General features: G+C 58.5%; 14 protein-coding genes. 2 read left to right on the top strand and 12 right to left on the bottom strand.

Annotated elements, in window-relative coordinates:
* Positions 1–59: 59 nt before the first annotated feature.
* From tolA to PHQ58_RS14880, 12 genes are all read right to left on the bottom strand, one after another.
* Positions 60–1,025 (bottom strand): cell envelope integrity protein TolA, encoded by a 966-nt coding sequence (tolA, locus tag PHQ58_RS14935; protein WP_300112234.1) that lies wholly within the window; start codon positions 1,023–1,025, stop codon positions 60–62.
* A gap of 10 nt (positions 1,026–1,035) precedes the next feature.
* Positions 1,036–1,455, bottom strand: a complete 420-nt coding sequence (locus PHQ58_RS14930) for a biopolymer transporter ExbD (RefSeq protein ID WP_300112233.1) — start codon at positions 1,453–1,455, stop codon at positions 1,036–1,038.
* A 32-nt stretch (positions 1,456–1,487) separates the two neighbouring features.
* Positions 1,488–2,180 carry a protein TolQ gene (gene tolQ, locus PHQ58_RS14925; protein WP_300112232.1) on the bottom strand — a complete coding sequence of 231 codons (693 nt, stop codon included), beginning with the start codon at positions 2,178–2,180 and terminating at the stop codon, positions 1,488–1,490.
* Positions 2,181–2,226: 46 nt separating this feature from the next.
* Positions 2,227–2,655, bottom strand: coding sequence for a tol-pal system-associated acyl-CoA thioesterase (gene ybgC / locus PHQ58_RS14920; RefSeq protein WP_300112231.1), 429 nt, complete (start codon positions 2,653–2,655; stop codon positions 2,227–2,229).
* On the bottom strand, positions 2,652–3,836 hold the full coding sequence (locus PHQ58_RS14915; RefSeq protein WP_300112230.1) for a pyridoxal phosphate-dependent aminotransferase: 1,185 nt from the start codon (positions 3,834–3,836) through the stop codon (positions 2,652–2,654). Before PHQ58_RS14915 ends, ybgC begins: the two co-directional genes overlap by 4 nt.
* Positions 3,837–3,844: 8 nt before the next feature.
* Positions 3,845–4,375 (bottom strand): transcription antitermination factor NusB, encoded by a 531-nt coding sequence (gene nusB, locus PHQ58_RS14910; RefSeq protein ID WP_300112229.1) that lies wholly within the window; start codon positions 4,373–4,375, stop codon positions 3,845–3,847.
* A complete protein-coding gene (gene ribH / locus PHQ58_RS14905; RefSeq protein ID WP_300112228.1) occupies positions 4,375–4,848 on the bottom strand; it encodes a 6,7-dimethyl-8-ribityllumazine synthase in 474 nt (157 codons plus the stop codon). The genes nusB and ribH overlap by 1 nt, the downstream gene beginning before the upstream one ends.
* Positions 4,849–4,876: 28 nt before the next feature.
* Entirely contained in the window at positions 4,877–5,992 is a 1,116-nt protein-coding gene (gene ribBA, locus PHQ58_RS14900; RefSeq protein ID WP_300112226.1) for a bifunctional 3,4-dihydroxy-2-butanone-4-phosphate synthase/GTP cyclohydrolase II, read from the bottom strand.
* A gap of 43 nt (positions 5,993–6,035) precedes the next feature.
* Complete coding sequence (locus tag PHQ58_RS14895) at positions 6,036–6,671, bottom strand: riboflavin synthase (protein ID WP_300112225.1); 636 nt, start codon at positions 6,669–6,671, stop codon at positions 6,036–6,038.
* Between the two features lie 46 nt (positions 6,672–6,717).
* Complete coding sequence (gene ribD / locus PHQ58_RS14890; RefSeq protein ID WP_300112224.1) at positions 6,718–7,848, bottom strand: bifunctional diaminohydroxyphosphoribosylaminopyrimidine deaminase/5-amino-6-(5-phosphoribosylamino)uracil reductase RibD; 1,131 nt, start codon at positions 7,846–7,848, stop codon at positions 6,718–6,720.
* Between the two features lie 108 nt (positions 7,849–7,956).
* Positions 7,957–8,913: a phosphodiesterase gene (locus PHQ58_RS14885; protein ID WP_300112223.1), complete on the bottom strand. Its 957-nt coding sequence runs from the start codon at positions 8,911–8,913 to the stop codon at positions 7,957–7,959.
* A 29-nt stretch (positions 8,914–8,942) separates the two neighbouring features.
* The gene (locus PHQ58_RS14880; RefSeq protein ID WP_300112222.1) at positions 8,943–9,428 is read right to left on the bottom strand and encodes a YajQ family cyclic di-GMP-binding protein; all 486 of its coding nucleotides are present in this window, start codon (positions 9,426–9,428) and stop codon (positions 8,943–8,945) included.
* 33 nt (positions 9,429–9,461) lie between these two features.
* Between PHQ58_RS14880 and murB the strand changes: the two genes are divergently transcribed.
* Positions 9,462–10,535, top strand: a complete 1,074-nt coding sequence (murB, locus tag PHQ58_RS14875) for a UDP-N-acetylmuramate dehydrogenase (RefSeq protein WP_300112323.1) — start codon at positions 9,462–9,464, stop codon at positions 10,533–10,535.
* Positions 10,536–10,580: 45 nt separating this feature from the next.
* Positions 10,581–11,543, top strand: coding sequence for a complex I NDUFA9 subunit family protein (locus PHQ58_RS14870; protein ID WP_300112221.1), 963 nt, complete (start codon positions 10,581–10,583; stop codon positions 11,541–11,543).
* The last annotated feature ends 44 nt before the right edge of the window (positions 11,544–11,587 follow it).

Below are 11,587 nucleotides of genomic sequence, written 5' to 3'. Positions count from 1 at the left end.
CTATTAAATAAGCGTAAGTAGCTATATAAAATATAGCTTTTTTGGCCGCTTAGATGTGACTAATCTTTGGCCTTGAAACTGATCTCCAGCACTGGTGGCACGCGGCCATCGGTGTCGCGTGGCAGCACTTCGGTTTTGTCAATGGCTTTGAGCACGGCTTGGTCCCAGGCCTTGTCGCCGCTGGATTTGATCAGTTTGCGGGCGATGATGGTGCCGTCTGGTGAGGTGCGCACTTCCACTTCAGCCGTTGGGTTGCCCGCAATGTCTTCGGTGAACACAATGTTGGGTTTGATTCTGGCGCGAATGCGTCCGGCGTAGCTGGCGGATGGGCCAGCAGACTTGAGCGCATTGCCGGTTGATGTTGGGCCACCGCTGGCCCCGGCCAGGCCGGTCATGCGTTGCAGATTTTTTTCGCGCTGAACTTCAAGTTGTTTGGCCTGCGCCTCAAGCTGCTTCTTGTCCTGGGCTTGCTTGGCTTTGTCGGCCAGCGTCTGCTTGAGCTTGTCGGCCTTTAGTTTCTCAGCATTGAGTTTTGCCGTCTCAACTTGGGCCGCTTTGAGCTTCTCAAGTTTGAGCTTTTCTGCCTGCTGCTTTTCCAGCTTGAGCTTCTCTAGCTTCTGTTTGGCCAACTGCAATTTTTCTTGCTGTTTTGCAAGGTCAAGCTGCTTTTGTTTCAGAATGCGCCGCTTTTCCTGCTCCAGCGCAATGTCCACCTTGGGCGGCTCCACCACCGGGGCAGGGGGTGGCTCTGGCGCAGGTTTGGGCGCCGGTTTTGGGACGGGTTGAGGTTCTGGTGGGGGGGGCGGTTCGGGCGGTGGTTCTTGTAACTTGGGCGCAGCGGCCACTGGCACGGCAGCCCACAATTCAGCCTCGGCGCTGACGATTTCTACGTCGCGCTTCCAGTGCACTCCCCAGGTCAAGGCGGCCACTAACAGCAGGTGGGCTAGTGCAGCCAGGACCAGTGCGCGCAGTAACCCCGGTGTGTCGGGCGGTGCAAATTCGAGGCGTTCAGCAGCAGCGTGCATGGCCGTTTGATCAGGGTGCCAATTGCACGGACAAGCCCACGCGGGCCACTCCGGCGCGTTGCAAGGTGTCCATCACCTTCACCACGGCTTCGTACTTGACGGCTTTGTCTGCGCTAATGACCACGGCTGGATTTTGCGCACCGCTTTGGGCTTGTTTGACGGCGCTGGCCACTTCTTTCAGGCTGATGGGGGTGGACTTGTCTTTGAGCTTGAGCTGCAGAGACTCGTCTTTGCCAACGACGATTTGCACCACCTGATCAGGCTGTTGCGCGGCTTTGCCAACGCTGGGCAGGTCAATCATGCTGGGCGCGATCAAGGGTGCGGTGACCATGAAAATGATCAGCAGCACCAGCATCACGTCGATGAAGGGCACCATGTTGATCTCGTTGATGGTGCGGCGTCCGCGTCCGCGGTGTGCAACTGCTGCCATTGGTGTGCTCCCTGGGGCTAAATAGCGGGGTTTTAACGGCCAGGAGCCGCTTGTGCGCTCACATTGCGCTGCAAAATGTTGGAAAATTCTTCGATGAAGGTTTCCAGGCGAATGGCAATGCGGTCAATGTCGCGGGCAAACCGGTTGTAGGCCACCACGGCTGGAATGGCCGCAAACAGGCCAATGGCGGTGGCCACCAGCGCTTCGGCAATGCCTGGAGCCACCGTGGCCAGCGTCACGGTTTGCAGTGCGGCCAAGCCAGTGAACGCATGCATGATGCCCCACACCGTGCCAAACAAGCCCACATACGGCGACACCGATCCGACAGAGGCCAGAAAACTCAGGTGCGTTTCGATCACGTCCATCTCACGCTGGAAGCTTGCGCGCATGGCGCGTCGGGCCCCGTCCATCAGGGTGCCGGCATCGGTGATGTGGCGTTCGCGCAGTTTTTGGTACTCGCGCATGCCGCTGGCAAAAATGCGTTCCATCGGCCCTGCCGTGCGGGCGTTCTGGGTGGCTGCAGCAAACAAGTCATTCAGGCTGCTACCCGACCAAAACTCGCGCTCAAATCCATCGTTGAGCTGCTTGACTTTGCCCAGCGAAAAGAGCTTGCGAAAAATCGCCGCCCAGCTGGCCACCGAGATGGTCAGCAGTAGCAGCATCACCAGCTGCACCACCAGGCTGGCGTGCAGCACGAGTTGAAAAATGGAAAGGTCTTGGTTCATGCTTGGCTTATTTCGGATTCAGGTCAATGGGTTCAGTGCAGGGTGTTCAGGTCAGTGCTTGAAGAATTTGCGCCGGGATTCTGCCCGGTTTGAGCGTTTCAGCGTTGACCCAACCGGCGCGAATGGTGGCTTCGCACAGCAGCACCGTCCCGCCCGGGCTGGTCAAAAAAGCTTGCTGATGGATTGTCATGGAGGCTCGTCCTGCGTCAAGCAATGAAGTTGTAACCATCAGTTCGTCATCGAGTCTGGCGCTTTTCAGGTAACGCACATCGGCCTGGCCCACCACAAACATGCCGCCTGTGGTTTCACGCAGCGCGTGCTGGCTGATGCCTTTTGCGCGCAGCCATTCGGTGCGCGAGCGCTCAAAAAACTTCAGGTAGTTGGCGTAAAACACAATGCCACCGGCGTCGGTGTCTTCCCAGTAGACCCGCACTGGCCAGTGAAAAGTCTCTTTGGCAAGCGGCTCGTCGCTCATGCCAGCAGGGCCTTCAGGCGGTCAATGGCGGTGTGCAGTTGTGCCATCGAGTTGGCCGTAGAAAACCGGATGAAAGCTTGTGTGTCGGCATGGCCAAAGTCACGCCCTGGTGTCACCGCCACGTGGGCACGGTTCATGAGCTCAAAGGCCAAGTCCCAACTGCCATTCACGCCCAGTTTCTCGCAGGCTCCTTCGCAATTGGCCCAAGCGTAAAAAGCACCGTCGGGCATCACTGGCACCGTCAAACCAAGGGCGTTGAGGGCCGGAATGAAGTAGTCACGCCGAGCCTTGAATTCGGCCCGGCGGCGTTCGTACTCTTGCAGACTGTTCGCCTCAAAACAGGCCAGCGCCGCATACTGGGAAATGGTGCTGGGGCAAATGAACAGGTTTTGCGCCAGCCGCTCAATCACCGGCACGAGTTTTTCAGGCACCACCATCCAGCCCAGACGCCAGCCGGTCATGTTGAAGTATTTGCTGAAGCTGTTGATGCTGATGACCTGGTCGTCCAGCGCCAACGCGGTGTGGCCATACTGCTCGTCGTGGCTAAGCCCTAAGTAAATCTCGTCAATCAGGGTGATGCCACCGCGCTGCCTGACCACCTCGTGGATGCGGCGCAACTCATCGGGCGCAATGGACGTGCCGGTGGGGTTGGATGGGGATGCGAGCAACACACCGCGTGTCTTCTCATTCCATGCGTCTGCCACCTTGTCGGCGCTGAGCTGAAAGCGCTCTGCTGCAGTGGTCGGAATCAGCACCGCTGTACCGTCAGCTGCCGACACAAAATGGCGGTTGCAGGGGTAGCTGGGGTCCGGCATGAGGACTTCGTCACCGGCCTCAATCAAGGCCAGGCAAATCAGCTGCAGCGCGGCAGAGGCACCTGCGGTGATCACAATGCGGCTGGCTGGCACGTAGACGCCAAAATGGCTGGTGTACCAGTCGCTGATGCGCTCGCGTAACTCAGGCAAACCGGTGGCCTGGGTGTAGTGCGTCAGGCCGTCGTGAATGGCTCTGGCAGCGGCTTCCTGCACCAAGGGCGGCGCAGTAAAGTCTGGCTCACCGATGTTCAAAAAGATCATGGGTGAGTCGGATTGCGCCACCTTTGCCGCCACAGCGCTGGCTGCCTTGGCCACTTCCATCACGTAAAAAGGCTCAATGCGCTTGGCGCGTTGGGAAATTCGCATGGCTGGTGTCAGCGTGCGGCACCTTTGTCAGCTGCCACCTCGGCTTCGCGCAACTGACGAGCCAGACCATTGAGTACACCGTTGACATATTTGTGACCGTCGGTGCCGCCAAATTCCTTGGCCAGCTCGACACATTCGTTCAGCACCACGCGCCATGGCACGTCCAGGCAGTGCTGCAGCTCATAAGTGCCAATCCACAACACGGCATGTTCCACTGGTGAGATTTCTGCCAATTTGCGGTCAAGCAGCGGCAAGATCAGCGCGTCAAGCGCTGCAGATTGTTCGACACAGCCGTGCAACAGGGCGTCAAAATGCACCGAATCAGCCTTTGAGAACCCCGCAAGATCGCGGGTGAATGCGTCCACCGCCTCAGTTTCGTTTTTGCCGACCAGCACTTGGTACAAGGCTTGCACTGCAAACTCACGCGAGCGGGATCGGTCTGATTTGCTGGCCGCTTTGCGCACACCGGTGCTGGTCAATCCCTTGCGGGGCTGGCGTGGCGGACGGGTGATTGGGGTGGGGTGGCTAGATTCGCTCATTAAATTTCTTCCAGTAAATTGGCCATTTCAACGGCCACGCGGGCCGCATCTCGGCCCTTGTCGGTTTGGCGAGCCACGGCTTGTGCCATGTTTTCGGTGGTCAGAATGGCATTGGCAATAGGCAACTGGTAATCCAGCGCGACGCGGCTGACACCCGCGCCTGATTCATTGGCCACCAGCTCAAAGTGGTAGGTTTCGCCGCGAATGATGCAGCCCAGGGCAATCAGCGCGTCATATTTCAGTTTTTCTGCCATGGCCAACAGTGCCATGGGAACCTCCAGCGCGCCGGGCACCTGCACCAGCGTGATGTGTTTTTCAGGCACACCCAGCGCCAGCAATTCGGCCGTGCAGGCAGCGGCCAGCGCGTCGGTGATGCCGGCATTGAAGCGGGCTTGCACGATGCCAATGGTGAGCTTTTTGCCGTTCAGGCGGCTGTCGGTGGCATCGAGCGTGCCTTGGTCTGCAATCAGCATGGGTTTGTTTCCTGTTCGGTATGGGTGCTTAAGCGGTGACGTAGCTGGCAATTTCAAGGCCGTAACCGGTCATGCTGGGCATGCGGCGGGGTGTGCTCATCAGGTGCATTTTGCGCACGCCACATTCGCGCAAAATCTGAGCACCGATGCCGTAAGAGCGCAGGTCCATGCGGCCACGCTCTGGCCCGTGGCTGGCGCGCGCTGTGCCATCAAACTGATCCAACAGTTGGTTGCCGCTTTCGCCACAGTTCAAAAACACCACCACGCCTTTGCCTTCGGAGGCGACACGCTTCAGGCTGGCGTCCAGGCTCCAGGAGTGCATGGTGCGGCCGACTTCCAGGGCGTCCAGCACAGACAGGGGCTCGTGCACACGTGCCAGCACGGCCTCGTTTTCGTCCCATTGGCCCTTGACCAGCGCCAAGTGAACGCCGTGGGCCGTCTTGTCTTTGAAGGCGTGCGCGGTGAACTCGCCAAACGCGGTTTTGAGTGGGCGTGAACCCACATGCTCCACCAGAGATTCGACGCGACTGCGGTGGTGAATCAAATCAGCAATGGTGCCAATCTTGATTCCGTGCTCGGCGGCAAACAGCTGCAGGTCAGGCAGGCGTGCCATGGTGCCATCGTCCTTCATGATCTCGCAAATCATGGAAGCTGGCTCGCAGCCCGCCATGGCGGCCAGGTCGCAACCGGCTTCAGTGTGACCGGCTCGCATCAGCACGCCGCCTTCTACAGCCTGCAGCGGGAAGATGTGGCCGGGCTGGACCAGGTCATCTGCTTTGGCATTTTGGGCCACGGCCGCCAGCACAGTGCAGGCCCGGTCGGCGGCCGAAATACCGGTGGTGACACCTTCTGCGGCTTCAATCGACACGGTGAATGCGGTGCCTTTTTTGTCGCCGTTGCGTACTGTCATGGGTGGCAGTTGCAGGCGTTCGCAGCGCTCTTTGGTCAAAGTCAGGCAGATCAGGCCACGGCCAAAACGAGCCATGAAATTAACGGCATCTGCGGTGACGTGTTCGGCGGCCATGACAAGGTCGCCCTCGTTCTCGCGGTCTTCTTCGTCAACCAGAATGACCATGCGGCCTGCTTTGATGTCGGCGACGATGTCTTCAACGGGGGAAATAGCCACGGGGCTTGGAGTTGTCATGGGCAGTTCTTCAAAAAATAAGGGTTCAGTGTTGTTTTGGTTTTCAGGCGGTCTCAACTCGTGCTGCCGGGTTGAGCATGCGCTCGACATAGCGCGCGATCAAATCAATTTCCAGGTTCACCTGTGAGCCTGCCGCCAGCGAGCCAAGCGCCGTGTTTTGCACGGTGTGCGGGATCAGGTTGATGCTCACCTCACAACCGTCGGGCAAATCTGTCACCTGGTTCACTGTCAGGCTGACGCCGTTGATGGTGATAGAGCCCTTGAACGCCAGGTATTTGGCCAATTCTTTGGGGGCCTGCACCCTCAGTTCCCAGCTTTCGCTGATCTGGGCGAAGTGGGTGACGGTGCCAACGCCGTCAACGTGGCCCGAGACGATGTGGCCACCCAAACGGTCATGGGCGCGCAAGGCTTTTTCAAGGTTGATCGGGCCGATGGCCGCCAAACCGGCGGTTTTGCTGAGCGACTCGGCCGAGATGTCCACCGTGAACTGGTGTCGCGCGACATCAAGTGTGGTGACGGTCATGCATGCGCCGTTGAGCGCAATGCTGTCGCCTAACCCCGCGTCATTCAAATAATCGGGTGGGCACGCAATGGTGAGTCGTTTGCCATGGGTGGCCGTTTGGCCCAGGGGCTCAATGGCGGTGATGCGGCCGATGCCGGTGATGATTCCTGTAAACATCCGGGTATTTTCGCAGGTTAAGTCACGTGCGATGGCGGGCGGCTACTTAAAACCTGTCACGCCCCGGTTCTCTGGCCAGCACGCGCAGGTCAGCACCGACGCGCTCGACGCTTTGAAAGTCAAGGTTCACCGCCTCATCGAGCGTGGTGAGTGGGCCAAAGTTGGCCATGCCCTGGCCAAGCCCCAGCAGTTTGGGTGCAAGGTAAACCAGAAACTCGTCGACCAGGCGTTCACGAATGAAAGAGCCATTGAGTTTGTGGCCGGCTTCCACGTGCAGTTCGTTGATTTCGCGCTTGCCCAGGTCCAACAACACGGCGTTGAGGTCGACCTTGCCCTCTGTGCCAGGTGTCTTGCCGGGCAGGTAAATCACCGTGGCACCGCGTGCCTCAAGCGCCAATTTTTTTACATCATTTGGCACTGCAGCATAGATGTAGCAAGCGCGACCAGCTATAAAAAAAGCAGCATCCAGCGGTGTTTCCAGGCGGCTGTCTATAACGACGACGTGGGGTTGACGCGGCGTGTTGACCAGCCGCACGTCAAGCTTTGGGTTGTCGGCCAGCACCGTGCCAATACCGGAAAGCACGGCACAGGCCCTGGCGCGCCAAGCGTGACCGTCGGTGCGGGCGGCCTCTGAGGTGATCCATTGGCTGACACCGTTTTGCAGCGCCGTTTGACCATCCAGCGACGCGGCCATCTTCATGCGCACCCAAGGCTTTTTGCGGACCATGCGGCTGAAGAAGCCAATGTTGAGTTCGCGTGCCGCGCTGGCGAGCGGGTCATCGGCTTGGAGCAGTTCAACAGCGACGCCTGCAGCGCGCAAGCGCGCAAAGCCCTGGCCAGCCACCAGCGGATTTGGGTCGGTGTTTGTGGCTACCACTTTCTTGATGCCGGCAGTGATCAACGCGTCACAGCACGGCCCCGTGCGGCCATGGTGGGCGCAGGGTTCGAGGGTGACATAAGCGGTGGCATTCACCACCGAGTGGTTTTTTTCTGCGGCATCGCGCAGCGCCTTGATTTCAGCGTGCGGACCGCCGACGCGTTGCGTGTTACCACGGCCGAGCACTTGCCCATCTGCGCTGACGATGACGCAACCCACACGTGGGTTGGGGGACGTTAGCAGCAGGCTTTGGGTGGCTAACGCCAGGGCTTGTGAAACGAGCGCGGAGGTATCAGGCATGAAGGGGTTGGCTTATTTTGAATGGATTGCGAGCTAAATTTTCATAAATTAAGCGTCTAGTCCTTATTCTATAAGAACCTATTGCTATTTATAAAATAGCAAACCAACTCAAGCAGCCTGCATGCCCAATTGCAAGATCACATGGTGGTTGATGCGCTCTTGCATGGCCGAGGCGGGCAGCGCGCCTTTGATGCCAGGCCTTCCTTCGGCCGTGTGGTGCAAGGTGGGTGGTTTCACTTGGTCGCCATGGGCGTTGAGCACAATGGCAACGTCAGGCAGGTTGGGCTGGTCGCTGCGGCGCATGACCACAGCCACCTTGTCATCGTCAAGTTGCACAAAGGTGCCGGGCGGGCACAGGCCCACAATGCGCACCAGTGCCTGGCCCACGGGGTTGTCGTGGTCAGCGCTGCTGTGAATGATGTTTTTGGCAGACTCAACAGCGCTGCGGCCTTCGCGGGATTGGCGCGGGCTGATCATGGCCGCATAGCGGTCAACCACTTGCAGAATCATGCCCAGGCGCTGCGGTGGTGTCAGCGTTTCCAGTTCGGCTTGCTGCGACGCTTCCTGGTGGTGCAGTTGGATCGTTTCCAGCCACAGCTCATTGGCAATGCCCAGGTTGCCCAACATCAAGGCCCCCATGGCCGTGTGCGCCTTGATTGCTGTTTGCTGCTCTTGGCTGGGCTTGCTACGCTGCGTGGCCAGCTGGTCTTGCAGCGCTGTCATGGCAATGTTCATGGTGAACGCGGCGCGCACCAGGCTATTGCGCTCATGCAGGGTCAACTCAAATTCAGGGGCCACCAAGTGGCATAACACGGCGCACACCAGCGCGTGCGACGCGCTGTAGCCCACGGGTGACTGCGCGGCCAACTGAAACAGCAGGTACAGCGCCACATCGGCGTCGCGCTGGATCAGGTCTTGCATCCAGCGGTCATATTGGTAGATACGCGCTTCAAACTCCTGGGCGCTGGTTGGGTGAGCCAAAATCACGCCCAAGCTGGATTCCAGATCTGACCATTGGCCCAGCAGGTCTTCGTATTCGTCTTCGGATTTGACGATCAGTCGCATGGCGTGCAGCAACCGGGAAGCGTGGTTGCTTAATCGCGAAAGTTGTCAAAGCTCAGCGGAATGTCAGTGACTTCTTTGCGCATCAGCGCCATGGCAGCTTGCAGGTCGTCACGGTCCTTGCCTGTCACGCGCAATTTGCCGTCTTGAATGGCGGCTTGCACCTTGATCTTGCTGTCTTTGATGATGCGCTGGATTTTTTTGGCCAACTCGGTCTCAATGCCGTCACGGATCTTGATGACTTGCTTGACCTTGTCACCCCCGATTTTTTGTACATCGTCCTTGTCCAGAAAACGCACGTCCACATTGCGCTTGGTGAGCTTGTTGCGCAAGATGTCCTCGATCTGGCTGAGCTGAAAGTCAGCGTCGCCAATCATGGTGATTTCCTTGTCCTTGAGTTCAATGGCTGCAGGCGTGCCCTTGAAGTCAAAGCGGGTGGTGATTTCCTTGGTGGTGTTTTCAATGGCGTGTTTCACGTCAACCATGCTGGCTTCGCAAACGGTATCAAAAGAGGGCATAGAAGTACTCACAAAATGTTCGACAATTCCACCATGTTAGTCGAGAAAAACGTTCCCCTTCAGCCTTTCAATTCCTTCCACATCGTGGCCAAAGCGCAGGCGTTGGCGCGTATCGTCGATGCGTCTGATGTGCGCGCCCTGTTGGCCGAGGCACCCTGGGCTCAAATGCCCAAATTTGTGCTGGGTGGCGGAAGCAATGTGGTGCTCACTGGTGACGTGAAGGCCTTGGTCCTGAAGGTCGAGGTGATGGGCCGCAGGCTGGCTGGCGAAACCGCCAAAGCTTTGATTGTGGAAGCCGGTGCTGGTGAAAACTGGCATGAATTTGTCGCCTGGACCTTGGCGCAGGGTTTGCCGGGTCTGGAAAACATGGCGCTCATTCCCGGCACGGTGGGCGCGTCGCCGGTGCAAAACATCGGTGCCTACGGGGTGGAGCTGCAAGATCGCTTTGATTCGCTGGATGCGATCGATTTGCACACTGGTGAACTATTCACCCTGAACGCTGCGCAGTGTGCTTTTGGTTACCGCGACTCCATTTTTAAGCATAGCAGTTCCGCCAATACCGATGCCGACCAGAAGGCGCTGGGACTGAAAGATCGGGCCCTGATTTTGCGTGTGCGATTTGCATTGCCGAAACACTGGAAACCGGTATTAGGCTATGCGGACATCGAGAAAAAAATGGCTGAGCACGACTGCACTCAGCCCTCAGCGCAGCAGATCTTTGATTGGGTCTGTGACATTCGGCGTGCCAAGTTGCCCAACCCCGACCTGATTGGCAACGCCGGCAGTTTCTTCAAAAACCCCAGCGTCACCCGTGAGCAGTGTGCCGACATCATTGCTCGCGACCCCAAGGTGGTGCATTACGTGTTGGCCGACGGCTCGGTCAAGCTGGCGGCAGGTTGGCTGATTGATTCATGCGGTTGGCGCGGCAAGTCGGTCGGGCAGGCGGGTGTGTACGAAAAACAGGCCTTGGTGCTGGTCAATCGTGGTTCGGTCAGTGGCAGTGATGGCGCCACGGGTGGCGAGGTCATGACCCTGGCCCGCGCCATTCAAACCAGCGTGTACGAGCGCTTTGGCATCATGCTGGAAGCCGAACCCGTCGTTATTTGACCCCACGGCAGCGATTTCCCCAAGTTTTGACGCATCATTGCCGCCATGAAAAAAATCATTGTGTTAGGTGGTACCGGCTTCGTTGGCGCCCGTGTGTGTGAAAAACTCATTCGTGAGGGCTGGCAGGTGACGGTGCCGACGCGGCGCAGGTCCAATGCCACGAACATCATGCATTTGCCGAGTCTGACGGTGCTGGAGCTGGACCTGCATGACGAAGCGGCCCTGGCGGGCGCTGTGGCGGGGCATGACGCACTCGTCAACTTGGTGGCCATTCTTCATGGCGACCAAGCCGCTTTTGAACACGTGCATGTGGCGTTACCGAAAAAAATTGCACGGGCCTGCCTGGCTGGCGGCGTGGCCCAGGTGGTGCACATCAGCGCGCTGGGTGCGGATTCTTTGCAGCCTGAAAAGTCGCCGTCCATGTACTTGCGCTCCAAAGGCGAGGGCGAGGCAGTATTGCTGCAAGCTGCAGCGGGCGGTGGTGCTGGCGCTGCGGCGCACAAGGGTTTTGATTTGAGCATCCTTCGGCCCAGCGTGATTTTTGGCGAAGGTGACAAGTTTTTGAACCTGTTTGCCAAGTTGCAGAAAGTCTTCCCGCTGATGCCTTTGGCAGGTGCCGCCACGCGCTTTCAGCCGGTGTGGGTGCAGGATGTGGCGAGTGCCGTGGTGGCTTGTCTCAAAGGGGCCAATGGACAGGCTTCGCCGCGCATCATTGAATTGGCTGGGCCCGATGTCTACACGCTGAAAGAAATTGTGCAGCTTGCCGCGCAAATCAGTGGCGTCGCAGGCGGTCTGGGTCGGCCGGTGATTGCATTGCCCACCTGGGCCGGGCGGCTCCAGGCCACGCTGATAGGCCTGGCCCCCGGTCAACCCTTGATGAGTGTCGACAACCTGGATTCAATGAAGATTGACAACGTGGCCTCGGGCAAGCTGCCGGGCCTGGCCTCGCTGGGCATCACCGCATCAGCCTTGAAGCCGATTGCGCAGCAATACCTGGTGCGCACATAAAAAAAGGCACAGGCTTGGTCTGCCTGTGCCCCTGCTTTGGTGCC

The sequence above is a fragment of the Rhodoferax sp. genome (genome assembly GCF_028688795.1).
In the GTDB taxonomy this organism is placed as follows: Bacteria; Pseudomonadota; Gammaproteobacteria; order Burkholderiales; family Burkholderiaceae_C; genus Rhodoferax.
Note: the sequence above shows the minus strand (reverse complement) of the source record. Positions and strands in the feature narration are given on the sequence as shown.